This window comes from Pseudomonas sp. GM48 (assembly GCF_000282335.1).
GTDB lineage: Bacteria > Pseudomonadota > Gammaproteobacteria > Pseudomonadales > Pseudomonadaceae > Aquipseudomonas.
The window spans coordinates 1-17,436 of record NZ_AKJM01000178.1 but is presented as its reverse complement, the minus strand read 5'-3'; the positions used below and the strand labels follow the sequence as shown (position 1 = coordinate 17,436).

Here is a 17,436-nt window from a genome sequence, read left to right as displayed (position 1 = left end):
AAGCTGCCGCTGGCTACCGTGGTGCCGTCTTCGCTCACCGCGCCGCTTTCGACTTCTGCCGCCGTCACCGTCGGCCCGTCATTGGTGCCGGTGATGGTAATGGTCACATTCTGCGTTACCGACGAACCATGACCATCACTGATGGTGACCAGGTAAGTTTCGGTTACTGTCTGTCCCTGAGCCAGGTACTGCGCCGCCGCATTGTTCAGGTTGTACGTCCACTGCACCGAACCGTTGGCTGCGTTCGCTGCTTCGCTTACCGCCGAGAGCAGGAACGTACCAAGATGAGTAGTGTTGCCCCCCGCCGGCGCGAATGTCGCCAGGTGCGTGTCACTCAGGTCGACGTCGTTAAAGACAATCGTGCCGCTGGCCGTCAGTGAGTCGGTCGCGCTCGCAGTGGTGTCGGCGTCTTCGGTCACCATGCCGGCCTGCGCGCCAATGCTGATCGTCACACCATTATTCACGCCCGAAAACTGCACTGTCGCGGTGGCCCAACTGAGCGTTCCGTTACCAAGACGAATCGCATAGGTAAAGCTGTCCGTCAGGAGCTCGCCAGTAGCAAGCGCCTGGAGTTGAGCCTTGAAAGCAGACGAAAAAGTAGCGGCGTCGTAGCCGACTTTTCCGTCCGAGGTGATCCAGATCTTTGCACCATTCAAACTGGTGTCAGAACTCGTCGCCTCAGCCCTCGCCGTATCCTGGGTCAGGAGGTCGGCCGGTGCGTAAACCTTGGTGGCAGTAGAAAGACTGTCCGCGTTGTCGAGTGACCAGAGTGTCTTCGCGTTGCCGCCGAGGTCATTGGACATGACGTCCCAATACACGACCCCCAGCAGATTTTCAGTGGTGCTGAAGACGTCATCCTTCGCCTGAGGCGTGTTGGAAAACGAGGTTACGGTTCCGCCGCTGGTAGTTGTGGTGCTAGCCATGTCTTTCTCCCAAGAAGTCACTCTGAGCAAAAAGCCGCTGTGGGCCGCTAACAGCCACAAGCCGATTCTTCCTCAACCCACGAATACTTCACTCCACCGGTACCAGCCGGCTGGCCAGCAGCTTCACGCCCACCCCGGACCTGCCGCCCTGCGGCTCAATGCGCACAATTTGTCCTTGCGCCTTGAACTTCATGGGGCCGCCGGGAGTGTCGAACTCGATCTCGAAGTCAATCAAGCTACCCACCTGCTGCTCACTATCGGTTTCGAAATACAAACCGGAGGCGCTGATGTCACGGATGACACCGTTGCCCCCGCCGATCAGTTGCAGCGACAGGGTGACTTGTTCACGGGGCTCAATTCGGTGTGCGTCTTTCATGACTGCAGTCTAAAAACGGCTTCTGTTTTTTACATGAGTGCGCTATCCCTTTTTTTCTGGGAGTCAATCACCCTTGAAAACAGTGTTTTACGGGACAAATGTCATGGGAGGGGGTGCCTGAAGCGCTATAGAAAAAGCTAGGGGCTGCAACGATTGCTATCATGATCAGCTAACACAACCCGCCTAAAGAGGCAGCGAGCCGCATGCCAATTCAAGTCCTGTTAGTAGCTCTACCGCTTGTGGCCTGGGGCCTTGAGCGTCTGGTGGAAAGCGCTCAACCGAGGTTGATGCTGGCGGGTTCGGTGGCGTCGGTGGCGCAATACCTGCTTTCGCTGCACCTATACACACCAGATGTGGTGGTACTGGACCTGGACAGCGAGGACTGTATCGAGTCGCTGGCCGACTTGCACCGCCAGACTAAAGCCAAGATTCTGGTAGTGACAGGGTCGAGCGACGTGGCGCTGCATGACAGTGCGGTGCTGGCGGGCGCACGAGGCGTGGTGGATAAGCGGGAGTCGGCATCCGCCTCAACATTGCTCAAAGCCATAGAAAAAGTGCATGAAGGCGAACTCTGGATTGACCGCAATGCGACCAGCCGTATCTTCCTTGAACTGGCGCGCAAGAAAGCCGAGCGCGATATGGACCCGGAGCAAGAAAAAATCGCCAAGCTAACGCGTCGCGAACAGCAAACCATTGCATCGCTGGCCAAAGACCCCTCAGCGCCTGGCAAGTTGGTGGCCGAGAAGCTGCACATCAGCGAGCACACGCTGCGCAACCATTTAACATCAATCTATAGCAAGCTGGGCCTGACGAATCGCGTAGATCTGTACGCCTACGCACACAAGCATGGGCTTTCCACAGGCGACTGAGGACTGAAGCCGCTGCCAGTGAGGCTGCGGCTGTTCAGATGCTGAGTCGAGCGCCTGACCGGCGGAATTCCCTTGCCAGCCGACGATAGTGAAATTTCAATCACCTGTAGTAGTCCTGGAGGTAGACATCTATCGCTTCCCTTTCATGTTGACTACGGAAAGATATGCACCCCAAAGAACACCACATACGGCAAGTATCAGTTCCGGATTGAAAATATTCTGATCAACCGGCGCCACCAGGATTTCGCTATAAAGGCACAAGGCGCCCGCGATCAACGCAAAAAAGTAGCCGGTCCGGGTTCTAGTCCGGCGCAGCAGCAGAACCTTTTTCAGACCTTCGTCTTTCCATTCTTGAAGGGGCATGCTTTGGATTTCCTCCAGCAGCACCACACCCCACAGCAACGCACACAACCAATAACCTATCATTATGATGTACTCCAGTTAGAACATTGATTCAACGTGAATGCAGCGCGTACTCCGCGCTTAACTTACGAATAGCGACTCCAGTCCAGTGTCTTTTCTGACTCGCGCAATTTGCTCTCCTGCATATTCTGAAGCAGGCGAGAAGGTTCGAGCGGCCGGTAACAGGGACTTGGCTAAACGCTCCAACATACGGCGCATGGCGGCAAGTTCATTGATCTTGTCGTAGGAGGCGTAGGCTCCCTCTTTTGTGAAGTACTTCCAATGTCGCGGACCAGCACATTTGCTGACCACTATGACTTTTGTCAGCGGATACTCGGCTGCGACCAAACGCAATACTTCCATGCCATTACCGTCGCTGAGGTTGACGTCCAGCAAGACGACATCGGGTGGTTCACGCCGGATGGCGGCGATAGCGGTCGAGGCGCAGTGGAACGCCCCGGCAAGTGACAGGCCCGCGATCCGTGGCGACGCCGTGCCCCACAACACTCGTACGGCGTTCAAATCCTCAACGACAAAAAGGCGCAAAGGGCCTGAGTCTCTGGTTGGTATCAGTGCAGTCAATGGTTCTGTGTTGGTGACCTGCATGATTTGACCTCTCTTTTTTGACATAGCTGTGCAAGATGCTGACGAAGACAACTTCATTCAGCGGACGGAATCTTGCGAGAGGTAACTATGCTTGAGTGCAGCCGCCTGCACTATCGACGTTAGCAGGACTTCTTTGTGGAGATATCGGCCAAGAGCTTGTAGTGATTCCACTACAAGCAGGATCTGTGGCGAGGGAGCTTATTGTTCGCTCAATCTCTTAAGTGAGCAGCATGACAATGATGGCAGGGCGTTCTAAGTTAACAAGCCGTTTTCGAGTGCATAGCGGGCCAGTTTCGCGTTGCTGTCCATCCCGGTTTTTTCCAGGATACGTGCCCGGTACGTCGTGACGGTACTTGGGCTTAAGTGCAATATCTCAGCGATGCGGACAATTCTCTCGCCTGCAGCAAGGAGCTTTAGTACTTCAAGCTCCCGGTCGGATAGCGCTTCGTGGGGGGCCTCGTCGCCTCTGCCGAAGGCGTGGACCAGTTTTTCCGCCAGCTCAGGGCTGACGTGCTTGCCGCCTGCGGCCACCTTGCGGACTGCCGTAACCAGGGTGTCTGCGGAAATATCCTTGGTGAGGTACCCCGCTGCGCCGTGCTTGATTGCGCGTAACGCATAGGCCTCGACCGAATGCATGCTCAACATCAGAATGGCGAGCTTGGGCTTCTCCGCACGCATGAGCTTGAGGAGTTGCAGGCCGGTCTTATCGGGCAGCTGAATATCTACCAGCGCCACGTCGAAATCTTGCTCCCGGACCAGGAGCATTGCTTCTTGTGCCGTCTCTGCTTCACCCGTTACCTCGATCTCGTTGGCAGTCTCCAGCATGCGTCGTACGCCGTTACGCACGATGCTGTGATCATCCACCAGCAAGACTCTGATTTTGTGCTCAGTCATCTGTATTTTCCATTCGCACCCACAAGGCCCTGGCCGTATCGTGTCTCGATGTACAGATGATGTTGAACCCGCCGGCACAGTGGCGCGCGCTCTTGCATCCCCACACTAACCCTGCGGCCAGTGGCCAGCAAGCCATGGAGTCTGCTGCAGGGTTTTACGTTAGCAGGCAGGTAGCGCACTTGCACTTTTGCTTCAGGCGTTAGCGGCGCCTAAGCTCTCAGGTGTGCCTGCACGCCCATGGGTAATGCCTTGCGCGTGGCATAAATTTTGACTGGGACAAAGACATGGCCACAGTGACGACACCAATCGAAGTTTTCGACATGAAGACGTTACTGGCAGCGCTGAAGTCGTTGCGCAAAGGTGACTTCACCACGCGTATGCCGGAAGACTGGACCGGCATGCCGGGAAAGATCGCCGACACGCTCAACGAGATCATCGACATGGCGGCCGAGACCACCACCGAATTCGAACGCGTGGCGCAACTGATCGGCAAGCAGGGCAAGGTCGACGAGCGTATCGAATTGCCGATGATGAAAGGCTCGTGGCAAAAGATCGTCAACTCCAGCAATGCGCTCACCAGCGACCTGATCAGCCCGATGAACGAGATCATTCGCGTCGTCGGTTCGGTTGCCGAGGGTAATCTGAGCCAACAGGTACCGCCGGTGCTCGACGGCCTGAAACTGCGGGGCCAGTTCCTCAAGTCCGCCGAGATCGTGAACACCATGGTGACGCGACTGGGCTCCTTCGCTTCCGAGGTGACCCGCGTGGCGCGCGAAGTCGGCACTGAAGGGATTCTCGGTGGGCAGGCCAATGTCAAAGGGGTGTCCGGCACCTGGAAAGACCTGACCGACTCCGTCAACGACATGGCCGCCAATCTGACCACCCAGATGCGCAACATCGCTTACGTGACGACCGCAGTGGCCAAAGGCGATCTGGGCAAGACGATTACCGTCGAAGCCAGGGGTGAGATTCTCGAGCTGAAAAACACCATCAACACGATGGTCGGCCAGCTTTCGAGCTTCGCTGCGGAGGTGACCCGCGTAGCGCTGGAGGTCGGTACCGAAGGCAAGTTGGGCGGTCAGGCGGAAGTGCGCGACGTATCAGGCACCTGGCGCGACCTGACCGAATCGGTCAACGGCATGGCGGCCAACCTGACCACCCAGGTGCGCAACCTCGCACAGGTGACGACGGCGGTGGCACGCGGCGACCTCGGCAAGAAAATTACCGTTGAAGCCAAGGGCGAAATTCTCGAACTGAAAAACACCATCAACACGATGGTCGACCAGCTCTCCAGCTTCGCCGCAGAGGTGACACGCGTCGCGCTGGAAGTCGGTACCGAAGGCAAACTGGGCGGACAAGCCGAAGTGACCGGCGTATCCGGTACCTGGAAGGACTTGACCAATTCGGTCAATGGAATGGCGGCCAACCTGACCACCCAGGTGCGCAACATTGCCGACGTGACGACGGCGGTGGCCAACGGCGACCTGTCGCGCAAGATCACAGCCGAAGCGAAAGGTGAAATTCTGCAACTCAAGGAAACCATCAACACGATGGTCGACCAGCTCTCGACCTTTGCCGACGAAGTGACGCGTATGGCACGCGAAGTGGGGACTGACGGCAAGCTCGGTGGCCAGGCCAAGGTGGCGGGCGTCGGTGGCACCTGGAAAGATTTGACCGACTCGGTCAACAGCATGGCGGCCAACCTGACCAATCAGGTGCGCAACATCGCCGACGTAACGACGGCGGTGGCCAAAGGCGACCTGGGGCGCAAGATCACCGTGGAAGCCAAGGGCGAAATCATGGAGCTGAAGAACACCATCAACACCATGGTGGACCAGCTCAATAGCTTTGCCGCCGAAGTGACGCGGGTGGCGCGCGAAGTCGGTACCGAAGGCAAGCTCGGCGGGCAGGCACAAGTGCAAGGCGTGTCCGGCACCTGGAGGGATTTGACCGAAAACGTGAACTTCATGGCGGCCAACCTGACCAGCCAGGTGCGAGGCATCGCGAAAGTGGTGACCGCAGTAGCCAACGGTGACATGAAGAAGAAACTGACACTGGAAGCCAAGGGTGAGATCGCCGAACTGGCCGACACCATCAACGGCATGACCGATACGCTGGCGCTGTTCTCCGATCAGGTGACCTCGGTGGCGCGTGAAGTGGGCGTCGAGGGCAAGCTGGGCGGCCAGGCCAACGTGCCGGGTGCCGCCGGCACCTGGCGCGATCTGACCGACAACGTGAACGGTCTGGCCGCCAACCTGACCAATCAGGTGCGTGCAATTGCCGACGTGGCGACTGCCGTGACCAAGGGCGATCTGACGCGTTACGTGGAGGTGGAAGCAAAGGGTGAAGTGGCGGAATTGAAGGACAACGTCAACGAGATGATCCGCAATCTGCGGGAAACCACGCGGCAAAACGCGGAACAGGATTGGCTCAAGACCAATCTCGCGAAATTTACCCGCCTGCTGCAGGGCCAGCGCGATCTGGCGGCAGTCTCCAAGATGGTGCTGTCAGAACTGGCTCCGCTGATCAACGCCCAGCACGGTGTGTTCTACATGATGAACGAGAGTCCGCCCGACCCTGCGAAACTCAAACTGCTGTCGGCTTATGCGTACAAGGGAAACATCAATGTGAATGATGAGTGGCGGCTCGGCGAGGGCCTGGTCGGGCAATGCGCTTACGAGAAGCGGCGCATCCTGCTGACCGATGTCCCCGGAAATTACGTCGCGATTTCATCGGGACTGGGTGCGGCCGCCCCGCTGAATATCATCGTGTTGCCGATCCTGTTCGAGAACAAGGTCAAGGCCGTCGTCGAAATGGCTTCGTTCACGCGCTACAGCATCATTCATCAAACCTTCCTTGATCAGCTTGCTGAATCGATTGGTATCGTGCTCAACACGATCGAAGCCAATATGCGTACCGAAGAACTGCTCAAGCAGTCGCAATCGCTGGCGCAGGAGCTGCAAAGGCAACAAGAGGAATTGCGCCAGACCAACGAAGAACTGGAGGACAAGGCCGGAATGCTGGCGGAGCAGAAAGCCGAAGTCGAGCGCAAGAACCGTGAAGTCGAAATCACCAAGCTGTCGCTGGAGGAGAAGGCGGAACAGCTGATGCTGACCTCGAAGTACAAGTCAGAATTCCTCTCCAGTATGTCCCATGAGCTCAGAACGCCATTGAACAGCTTGCTGATCCTGGCCCAGCAGCTCAGCGACAATGCAGAACACAATCTCACTCCCCGGCAGGTCGAATATGCCAGGACCATCCGTAGCGCGGGCAAAGACCTGCTGGAGCTGATCGACGAGATTCTCTATCTGTCCAAGATCGAGTCGGGTACGGTCACACTGGATCTGAATGAAGCGCTGTTCGCCAATCTGCACGACCAGATCGAACGCACCTTCCGGCCAGTCGCCGAAAGCCGGGGCCTCACCTTCACGATTGAACTGGCGCCTACCCTGCCCCCCGTCATCTGGACCGACGAAAAGCGCCTGTTGCAGGTGGTCAAGAACTTGCTGTCCAACGCGTTCAAATTCACTGAGCAAGGCAGCGTCAAGCTCAGCATCGCGCCCGCTGTGTCCGGCTGGAGCGTGGATCACAGCGAACTGAATCGCGCCGATGAGGTGGTCGCCTTCGTGGTCACCGACACCGGCATTGGCGTAGCTGGCAGCAAGCAGAAGCTCATCTTCGAGGCGTTCCAGCAAGCAGACACCGGAACCTCACGAAAGTACGGCGGCACCGGCCTCGGCCTGTCGATCAGCCGCGAGCTCGCACACCGGCTGGGGGGTGAGCTACGGCTGATCCCCGGTGAGGACAAGGGCAGTACTTTCGCGCTGTATGTGCCCTTGCGTACACAGGATGCCCAGCGTCCGGCGCCAGACGAATCAGCAACAGAAACAGTACCTGGCCAAGTCAAGCGCGATCTCATGTCAGGCCCCTCTGCTCAGATACTGGACGACCGCGAGTCTGTCCAACCCGGGGACCAAGTGCTGCTGATGCTCGAGGGCGACGCCCGATTCGCCGGCATTCTGCTCGAGGCCGCGCACCAGAAGGGGTTCAGGGCTATCGTCACGCCCCGTGGCGCGGATGCACTGGAGCTGGTCGAGCGCTTCAAACCCGCCGCGATCACGCTGGACCCGGGCCTGGCGGACATCGACGGCTGGTTGCTGCTCGAGCAGTTGAAGCGAAATTTCGCCACGCGTCACATCCCGGTCCAGATCATCTCGAACACTGACGACCGCACACGCGGGCTGCGCTATGGCGCTTTCGACTATCTGCTCAAGCCGGTCACAGCCGACGAGATTCAACATGCGCTGGTCGGCATCGTGGCTTTCGCAGGGCGCAAGACCAGGAGTCTGCTGCTGGTCGACGGCGACGAAGCGAATCGCGCTCGCATCCTCGATCTACTCGGCAACACCGACGTGAAGATCACAACGACCGATAGCAGCGCTGAAGCCTTGAAGAAACTGGCAAAGAAACGCTACGACTGCATGGCAATCAATCTCAATCTGCCCGACGCATCCTGTATCGGGTTTCTCGAGGCGTTGCAGGAAGACCACGCAATGCGTGAATTGCCGATCGTCGTCTATGGTGCAGAAACACTGACCAAGCCGGAACACGAGCGTTTCAGGACACTGCTCGGCAAGGGCGTCATCAAGGCCGTTCAATCCCCCGAGCGCATACTCGACGAAACCGCACTGTTTCTACACCGCGTCGTAGCCAAACTGCCGCAGACCCAGCGCAGGATGCTGGAAAAACTCTATGAGGGCTCGGACAGTCTCGAGGGTAAAAAGGCCCTGGTGGTCGACGATGACGTGCGCAATATTTTTGCCCTGACCAGCGTGCTTGAGTGCAACAAAATGCTGGTGGCCACAGCCGAAAACGGCCGAACCGCCATAGAACTGCTACAGCAGCAGCCCGATACAGACATCGTGCTGATGGACATCATGATGCCCGAGATGGATGGCTTTGAAACCATGCGCCAGATCCGTACATTCAAAAGATTTGAGACCCTGCCCATGATTGCGCTGACGGCCAAGGCGATGATGGGTGACCGTGAAAAATGCATCGAGGCAGGAGCATCGGACTATGTCAGCAAGCCGGTGGATACCGACCAACTGCTATCACTGATTCGCAAATGGCTCTATCGATGACTCTGTACCGCGCTCATTGCGCGACAGCAAAGGTGGCAATGTGCGCAAGGCCGGCTCGATTTTACCGGTGCTGCCGTTACGGCAAGAGGCGCTAGCGCAAACCGAAGTGGCATAAATATGCAGCAGGAACCCCCGGTATTCAAAGAGAGAGCCCAGGTGCGGCAACCGCTCCCGCCTGATGGCGTGCCAGCATCCGTGTTGCTGGTGGATGACAACCCCGCCAAGCTGACGGCGCTTGCCGCAGTGATTGCCGACATGGGCCTCGATATTGCCACGGCGACTTCCGGGCGCGAGGCGCTGCGCCTGCTATTGCAGCGCGACTTCGCAGTCATTCTGCTCGACGTGAAAATGCCCGTGATGGACGGTTTTGAAACCGCGGCACTCATTCACGGCCGCCCGAAGTCGGCCCACACGCCCATTATCTTCGTCACCGCTGAGGCCGATACGGATTCCGAGCGTTTCCGCGGTTATACGTCCGGCGCAGTGGATTACATCTTCTCGCCGATTGTGGCCGAGGTTCTTCGCGCCAAAATCCGGGTGTTTGTCGACCTGTTCTATCTGCAGCGCAAACTGACGATGCAGGCCGAAGAATTGCTGCAATCGAAGCGGCTGCTGCGTGAGCTGGCCGCCTATCAGGAGCACATCAAGGAAGAAGAGCGAAAGCGCATCGCACGCGACATCCATGACGAGCTGGGACAGAGTCTGCTGGCGTTGCGAATCGATGTCTCCATGCTGCAGGCGCGCACCAGTACCATGCACCCCAAGCTCAACGAAAAGGCCAGCGATGCTCTGAATCACCTCGATAACGCCATCCGCAGTGTCCGCAGTATCATCAATGATCTTCGGCCGCCCGTACTCGATCTGGGATTGCAGGCAGCGATCGAGTGGCAACTTGAAGAGTTCCGGCAGCGCAGCGCCATCGATTGCACGATGTCGGTGGACGACCAGGATTTGCGTTGCGACCTGAATGAAAAATCCGCCACGACGCTGTTCCGCATCGTGCAGGAATCGCTGTCGAATATTGCCCGGCACGCGCGAGCGACACAGGTGCATATCGAACTCTACGGGGACAGTCGCCGGCTTTACCTGCAGATCAAAGACAATGGCGTAGGCATGACGGATGGCAAAAAATTGAATTCGTTCGGATTGGTGGGGATGAAGGAACGCATCAGCATGCTGGGCGGGGAATTCACGATCGACAGCGCACCGGACAAAGGAACGAGTTTAACGATATCGCTGCCATCCGACTGACCCGGATGGCATTGAAAGGCTATGGCCCGGGCACATCGGGCGGGCCAACGACTGCGACCACCCTCTTGATGGCGGTGCAGCCGCCAACGGGTTTATTGGGAATGCTGAACTTGCCCGGGGGATTGTTTAATCCAATAGTGACTAACAATTAGTGCTTATCGTGATTAGCCTTGGTGGAAAGTTCCGATCCTGCAGCAATACTCCACTCTGCTTTGAAAATCATTCGAGTATAACGTGGGGCACCAAGTCATGAACTTGACAGTGGGTGAAGCGAAAGAACCTCGACTCTCATTAATCAAGCGATGCCTTCGCCAGCCGTTACTGCACTTTTTAATCGCCGGTTTCGCACTCTTTGTGCTGTACGGAGGTTTGCACCGTTCAACGGTCAATCAAGATCCGCAACGCATCGAAATCACCCCTGAAGTTGTTCAGCGGATTGCGATTTCCTGGTTGGCACGATGGCAACGGCCCGCCTCGGAGCAACAGTTGCAGGGCTTGATTGATGACTATGTGAAAGAGGAAATCCTCTATCGCGAAGCGCTGAAACTTGGCCTGGATAAAGACGACACCATCATTCGCCGCCGACTGGCGCAAAAAATGGACTTCCTCGCCGAAGATGTAGCGTCGCTTCGCGAACCGGCACCCAGTGTACTAGAGGCCTGGTACAAGCGGCATCAAGAGCAATATGCCCCGCTGCCACTTGCAACTTTCCACCATCTGTTCTTTGCCCTGGACAAACGTGGTGTTGATACACAAGCCCAGGCTCAGGCTGCGTTAAGTGGCCTGACCGACAAAAACAGCGGTGAGGGCGATACGTTCATGTTTAAAAGCGCCTACACAGAGCAATCCCGGGATCAGGTGGCGCGGGTCTTTGGTTCAAAGTTTGCCACTTCGTTATTCAAACAAACTCCCGGACGTTGGGTCGGGCCTGTGGAATCAGGTTTTGGCTGGCATCTGGTGTGGATCGATGCGCTGGCCAAGCCACCGGCACCGCCCTTTGAAACCGTGGCCCGGCAGGTCAAGTCCGATTGGCTGTCCGAGCAACGCAGCGAATCGAAACGCGCGAATTTCGATGCGCTCAAAGCACGCTATGAAGTCGTGGTGATGATGCCTGCTTCCGCCGGTGGCATTGCCGCCACACAAATGGAGCGGCAGTAATGAGGCGCACGGTCTGGCTGCTGTTGCTGCTCGGGTTCATGGGGCTGACCGCCATGGCCCATGAGTCGCGTCCCGCGTACCTGGAACTCAATGAAACGGCCGCCGGGCGCTACGACGTGCTGTGGCGCACGCCGGTGCTTTCAGGCATGCGATTGCCGATTGCGCTGCGGTTTGCCGACGGTGTGCGCACTGTCGTTGATCCGGTGGAAAGCACGCTGAACGATTCGCTGATCGAGCGCCGAGGCATTGATGCAGGCCCCGCCGGCCTGGTCGGGCAGCGCATCGAATTCGTCGGCCTGCAAGCGAGCATCACCGATGTGCTGGTGCGCGTCTCGCGCCTGGACGGCAGCCTTACGACCACCCTCGTCCACCCTACGCAACCCTGGATAGAAATCGCTGCCACGCCGGGAGCGTTCTCGGTGGCCGGTGCGTTTCTGGTCCATGGCATCCAGCACATTCTGGGTGGTTTCGATCACTTGCTTTTCGTCTTCGGTCTCCTGCTGCTGGTAGGCAATGGCTGGATGCTGGTGAAGACCATCACCGCGTTCACCCTCGCCCACTCCATCACCCTGGCGCTCGCAGCATTGGGTGCGGTGCGGCTTCCCGGCCCGCCTGTGGAGGCGACGATTGCGCTGAGCATTCTGTTGCTGGCGGTGGAAATCGCCCGCAAAAACCGTGGCGACGTCAGCTTCACCATCCAATGGCCATGGGTGGTGGCGTTCTGTTTTGGCTTGTTGCATGGCTTTGGTTTTGCCGGTGCGCTGGCGGAAATCGGCTTGCCCCAACGCGATCTGCCGCTGACGCTGTTCACCTTCAATGTCGGCGTCGAAATCGGCCAGTTGATGTTCGTCGCCGCCGTGCTGAGCCTGCGAGCGCTGTTGCTGCGTTGTCGGCTGCCACGGCCCGCGCTCTTGTATGCCCGACCGATTGCTTCATACGGGTTGGGAACGCTGGCGGCCTTCTGGTTTTTCGAACGGGTCGCGAGTTTCTGGGCCTGAACTTCACCCTGTCACTGCCGTATTCCGGAGACGTGGAATATGAAAACCCTTACACACTTCACCACGCCGTCACTGCTCGGTTGCGCCGTGCTGACTGTCAGCACATTGGCATTGGCGGAGGGCAACCCGGATCGCGAGGTTTACTTTGGCCAGACGCACTCGCACAGCTCCTGGTCGATTGATGCTTACCTGATCGGCAACCATCAGGTCGATCCCGAACAGGCCTACCAATACTCGCTTGGCATGCCGGTCAAGCATCCGATGGGGTTTGAAGTGCAGCTCAAAGGCCGACCGCTGGATTTCCATGGCGTGACCGATCATTCGGAATACGTGGGCGTGATCGCGCTGGCCAACGATCCGAAGTCAGACTTCAGCAAACTGCCCATCGCGCAAAAACTGATAGCCAAGACTCCGGAGGATTTCAACCGGGTGTTCAAATGGATCGCCGGCAGCTTGAACAATCCCATCAAGGAGCTGATTGATCCGAAGGTTGCCGGCAATATCTGGCAGCAGAACATCGCCATCGCCGACAAGTACTACAAGCCCGGCAAGTTCACCACCTTCGTCGCCTATGAGTGGACCTCTGCACCCAATAATCAAAACATGCACCGCAACGTGTTTTTCCGCGATTCGAAGAAGGTGCCGGACCTGCCCTTCACGGCGCTCGACTCGAGCAAACCCGAGGACTTGTGGGGCTGGATGGACGATCAACGCAAAAAGGGCAACGAGGTGCTGGCGATCTCCCACAATGCCAACCTCAGCAACGGCCTGATGTTTCCGGTGGACGTCGATGACCGTGGCCGCCCCATCGATGCGGCGTGGGCCGAAACGCGGATGCGCAATGAATCCCTCACCGAAATTCATCAGGTAAAAGGCACTTCCGAAACCCATCCCGAACTGTCGCCGACCGACGAATTCGCCAATTACGAAATCATGAGTTTCCTGATCGGCATCGACAACAGCACCTCGAAACTCAATGGCAGTTACGTCAGGCAAGCCTGGCAAAACGGCATGGCCTTGCAGGAAGCCCGTGGATACAACCCATACAAAATGGGCGTGGTCGGCGCCAGCGACTCGCACAACGGGGTAATTCCCTATTCGCAGAGCAACAACTTCGGCTCCCACGGTTTCACCGACAGCACCCCGGCGGCGCGGCTTTCCGGCAAACAGAACTCGGGCATGATGGCCCTGCAAACCAGCACCTCGGGGCTGGCCGGCGTATGGGCTGAAGAAAACACCCGTGAATCGATTTTCGATGCCATGAAGCGTAAAGAAGTCTATGGCACCAGCGGCGTGCGCATCCCCGTGCGCATGTTTGGCGGCTGGGGCTTCGACGGCAGTTTGTGGAACGAAAAAGACTGGGTGCATGCCGCCTACGCCAAGGGCGTTCCCATGGGCGGTGACTTGCCGGCAAAATCGGGTAAACAGGCGCCCTCCTTCGTGGTGTGGGCCGTCAAGGATGTCGACGATGGCAACCTCGACCGAATCCAGATCATCAAGGGCTGGACCAAAAACGGCCAGACCTTCGAGAAGATCTACGACGTCGCCTGGTCCGGTGATCGCCAACCGGACCCGGTCACCGGCAAAGTCCCACCGGTGGGCTCGACGGTCGATGTTTCCAAGGCGACTTACACCAACACCATCGGTGCCACCGAGCTGAAAAAAGTCTGGGTCGACCCGGACTTCGATCCGGCCCAGCACGCGTTCTACTACGCTCGCGCGCTACAGATCCCGACACCGCGCTGGAGCACCTATGACGCGGCCAAGCTGCAAGTACCGCCACCGTCCGACGTCTCGCCCACCGTCCAGGAGCGCGCTTGGACCTCACCGATCTGGTACACGCCGACAGCCGAGGACAGCAAGTCTGTCGCTGGCGGCAAAACCATCGATCAACTGAAAACCGAAGGCGCCAAAGCGCTCACCAACGAGCAGTTGCAAGCCTTCGTGGTGGGCAAAACCATCAAGGTGCGCAATACCGTCACCGGCCAAACGTATGAAATCGTCTATGGCACCGACGGCCAGCGCCTGGTCGCCAGCGTCGATGGCAAGCCGCCTGCGCAAGGGGAATACCTGAACATGCTGCATGGTGGTCAGTTCGGCGTGCCGGCCAAGTATGAAATCAAGGACGGGCATCTGCTGACAACACTCGGCGGCACGCCCTTCGAGGCCACGGTATTCGAGCAGAACGGCAAATACGTGGCGGCTCGCAGCAACGAATTCGGTTATGTGAATTACGAGGTTGAGGAGATCAAGTAGCGTCGAGGCCAGTACCGGTGCTTTGCATGCATCGGTACTGGCAGATTAATGGGCCGCCCCTCAGTCAGCGCGACCCAACAGCGAGGAACTCGCCCGCACCTGCAACTGCGGCGCAAGGATGATCGACTCAGCGGCCTCGCCTCTGATGCGCTTGAGCAGCAACTCCACCGCATGCCGCCCCATCTGTGCCATCTGCAGGCGCACGCTGGTCAATGGAACGATGAGTTCATTGGCTAGCGGGATGTCGTTGAAGCCGACGACGGCAATGTCCTTGCCCGGCTGCAACCCTTTGTCGCGTGCGGCGCCCATCAGGCCAATGGCAAGGAAGTCGTTGACCGCGAAAAACGCCTGCGGGCGTGGGTTGAGCCCCAACAGATACTCGCCTTGCTGGTGTCCGGTGTGGCTGTCGAAAGGACCATTGAGTATCCACTCGGGACGCAGGGTCAGGCCTTGTTCGCGGTAATAACGGATGAACCCGCGGGTACGATCAGCTCCGGTGGACGCATGTCGTTCGCCAGCCAGGATCGCCACATCGCGACAGCCCAGCCGATACAGATGCTCAGCCGCCAGCCAGCCGCCCAATTCGTCGTCGCTGGCCGCCGACAGATGCCCGGCAATCTGCCGGCTGACCAGCACGTAGGGAATGTGCTTGCGTGCAAGCAGATCGAGTAAAGGCTGGGTTTCACCCACATGCGAGTCACCCACGATCAGCCCGGCCACCGAGCGGCGCAAGGCGTGCTCGGCACGCGCCATCTGGCGCGGCTGCTGGTCGTCGGTATTGGAGACGAAGGTGAGGTAGCCGGCCTGCTCCGCCGCGCTGTCGATGCTGTCGTAAATGGTCGCCATTACCAGGTCGGTGAGGCGCGGCATGAGCACGCAGATCTCCTGGCTTTTACGTAATTTCAGGTTGGATGCCTGCGTGTTCGGCCGATAATCCAGCTCTTTGGCCAATGCGCGAATGCGCGCCACCACCTCGGCCGACGCCGCTCGCTCAACCCCGGTCGGGTCGCCATTGAGCACCCGTGACACCGTGGAGACGTGCAACCCGAGTGCAGTCGCCATGGACTTCAGGGTGGCGGGGCGGGATTGATTCGGCATGTCTGAGAGTCTTCCAACCGTCCATTATTTAGCGCGCGATTCTACCTCAATACAGCACCTCCTCTCGGAAATAAACCTTTACCCAAACGATTGACTAAAACTTTTTCTGTCTCTACATTTCGCCAACCCAAACGTTTGGGTAACACAATAAAAATACGCCGGACGCGGCCGACTTTTTGACTTCTGCCAATCATTTGAAGAGTCAGATCCCTATGAACAGCGCAGCTATTCCGTCTTTCCGCTACCAGATTTTCTTCCTAATCATGCTGATGGCACTGCTCAACTACATTGACCGCGGCGCGATCGCCTATGCCTCGGCGAGCATTCTTCCGGAGTACGGTTTCGACAAGGCCGACTGGGGCAAGGTCTTGGGTTACTTCGGTTACGGCTACATCCTCGGGGCGTTGACCGGCGGCATCCTGGCCGACCACTTTGGCGCCAAGCGCATCTGGCTGATTGCGGGTGCCACCTGGTCGATTTTCGAGATCGCCACCGCGTTTGCCGGTGACCTCGGGCTGGCATTCATGGGCGGCTCGGCCATGGCCGGTTTCGCCACTATCCGCGTGCTGTTCGGCTTTGCCGAAGGCCCGGCCTACTTGGTGATCAACAAGAGTGTGGCCAACTGGGCCACGCCCAAGGAGCGCGGCTTCGTGGTCTCGGTTGGACTGCTCAGTACACCACTGGGCGCGCTGCTCACCGCTCCGGTAGCGGTAGGTCTGCAAACCCTGACTGGCGGCTGGCGCAGCATGTTCGTGGTGCTGGGCGTGGTCAGCCTGGCGCTGCTGATTTTCTTCATGACGCGCTTTACCAACACCCCCGATAAGAACCCGCGGGTGTCCAAGGCCGAGCTCGACTTCCTGCGACGGGAACGCGCAGCGGCAGCCAATGCTTCAACCCCGACCACTAGCGTTGCGCCGGTATGGCATTTCTTCAAGAACAAGGACCTGATATTCAATGCGGTCGGTTACTTCTCGTTCGTGTACGTGACGTTCCTGCTGCTGACCTGGACTCCCAAATACCTGCAGGACGAGTTTCACTACAACCTGTCGTCGCTGTGGTACATGGGCATGATTCCGTGGACCGGCGCCTGCTTCACCGTGCTACTGGGCGGCAAGATCTCCGACCTGCTGTTGCGCCGCACCGGCGACCTGAAGGTGGCACGCAGCTGGCTGGCCGCGACCTGTCTGCTGTTGACCACGCTCTGTTTCATACTGGTTTCGCAGGCCCAGACCGTGTGGGGTGTGATTGCCCTGATGACCCTGGCCAACGCCCTCAACGCGCTGCCCAACTCGGTTTACTGGGCCGTGGTGATCGACACCGCGCCGTCCAACCGGGTCGGTGCCTACAGCGGCATGACCCATTTCATCGCCAACACCGCTTCGTTCATCGCGCCAATGCTGACCGGCTACCTGACCGTGCGCTATGGCTACTCGTCGATGTTCGTGGCAGCGGCGGTAGCCA

At 58.3% G+C, this 17,436-nt stretch carries 13 protein-coding genes; 7 read left to right on the top strand and 6 right to left on the bottom strand.

What is annotated here, in order from left to right; translation table 11 throughout:
- Together PMI28_RS01935 and PMI28_RS01940 are read right to left on the bottom strand one after the other, a co-directional pair.
- The coding region (locus PMI28_RS01935) for a VCBS domain-containing protein (protein ID WP_007992299.1) at positions 1 to 923 on the bottom strand (923 nt) is incomplete at its 3' end.
- An 88-nt stretch (positions 924 to 1,011) separates the two neighbouring features.
- A complete protein-coding gene (locus PMI28_RS01940; RefSeq protein WP_007992297.1) occupies positions 1,012 to 1,299 on the bottom strand; it encodes a PilZ domain-containing protein in 288 nt (95 codons plus the stop codon).
- 203 nt (positions 1,300 to 1,502) lie between these two features.
- On the opposite strand from PMI28_RS01940, the gene PMI28_RS01945 reads away from it, so the two are divergent.
- Positions 1,503 to 2,168: a LuxR C-terminal-related transcriptional regulator gene (locus PMI28_RS01945; RefSeq protein WP_007992295.1), complete on the top strand. Its 666-nt coding sequence runs from the start codon at positions 1,503 to 1,505 to the stop codon at positions 2,166 to 2,168.
- 129 nt (positions 2,169 to 2,297) lie between these two features.
- On the opposite strand, the gene PMI28_RS01950 is transcribed toward PMI28_RS01945, so the two are convergent.
- From PMI28_RS01950 to PMI28_RS01955, 3 genes are all read right to left on the bottom strand, one after another.
- Positions 2,298 to 2,597, bottom strand: a complete 300-nt coding sequence (locus PMI28_RS01950; RefSeq protein WP_033063610.1) for a hypothetical protein — start codon at positions 2,595 to 2,597, stop codon at positions 2,298 to 2,300.
- A gap of 54 nt (positions 2,598 to 2,651) precedes the next feature.
- Positions 2,652 to 3,176 (bottom strand): response regulator, encoded by a 525-nt coding sequence (locus PMI28_RS29155; RefSeq protein ID WP_007992291.1) that lies wholly within the window; start codon positions 3,174 to 3,176, stop codon positions 2,652 to 2,654.
- A gap of 252 nt (positions 3,177 to 3,428) precedes the next feature.
- Positions 3,429 to 4,070 (bottom strand): response regulator, encoded by a 642-nt coding sequence (locus tag PMI28_RS01955; RefSeq protein WP_007992289.1) that lies wholly within the window; start codon positions 4,068 to 4,070, stop codon positions 3,429 to 3,431.
- A 320-nt stretch (positions 4,071 to 4,390) separates the two neighbouring features.
- Here PMI28_RS01955 and PMI28_RS01960 point away from each other — a divergent pair, with 320 nt between their 5' ends.
- The 5 genes from PMI28_RS01960 to PMI28_RS01980 all read left to right on the top strand — a co-directional run bounded on the left by PMI28_RS01960 (position 4,391) and on the right by PMI28_RS01980 (position 14,877).
- Positions 4,391 to 9,214, top strand: a complete 4,824-nt coding sequence (locus PMI28_RS01960) for a HAMP domain-containing protein (RefSeq protein ID WP_238540722.1) — start codon at positions 4,391 to 4,393, stop codon at positions 9,212 to 9,214.
- Between the two features lie 117 nt (positions 9,215 to 9,331).
- A complete protein-coding gene (locus PMI28_RS01965) occupies positions 9,332 to 10,465 on the top strand; it encodes an ATP-binding response regulator (RefSeq protein WP_007992285.1) in 1,134 nt (377 codons plus the stop codon).
- A 249-nt stretch (positions 10,466 to 10,714) separates the two neighbouring features.
- On the top strand, positions 10,715 to 11,623 hold the full coding sequence (locus PMI28_RS01970; RefSeq protein ID WP_007992283.1) for a peptidyl-prolyl cis-trans isomerase: 909 nt from the start codon (positions 10,715 to 10,717) through the stop codon (positions 11,621 to 11,623).
- Positions 11,623 to 12,621, top strand: coding sequence for a HupE/UreJ family protein (locus tag PMI28_RS01975; protein WP_007992280.1), 999 nt, complete (start codon positions 11,623 to 11,625; stop codon positions 12,619 to 12,621). The genes PMI28_RS01970 and PMI28_RS01975 overlap by 1 nt, the downstream gene beginning before the upstream one ends.
- A 39-nt stretch (positions 12,622 to 12,660) precedes the next feature.
- Complete coding sequence (locus PMI28_RS01980; protein ID WP_007992278.1) at positions 12,661 to 14,877, top strand: DUF3604 domain-containing protein; 2,217 nt, start codon at positions 12,661 to 12,663, stop codon at positions 14,875 to 14,877.
- 60 nt (positions 14,878 to 14,937) lie between these two features.
- On the opposite strand, the gene PMI28_RS01985 is transcribed toward PMI28_RS01980, so the two are convergent.
- Positions 14,938 to 15,975, bottom strand: coding sequence for a LacI family DNA-binding transcriptional regulator (locus PMI28_RS01985; protein WP_007992276.1), 1,038 nt, complete (start codon positions 15,973 to 15,975; stop codon positions 14,938 to 14,940).
- Between the two features lie 212 nt (positions 15,976 to 16,187).
- On the opposite strand from PMI28_RS01985, the gene PMI28_RS01990 reads away from it, so the two are divergent.
- Positions 16,188 to 17,436, top strand: a 1,249-nt coding sequence (locus PMI28_RS01990; protein WP_007992274.1) for an MFS transporter, incomplete at its 3' end; no start/stop codon positions are given.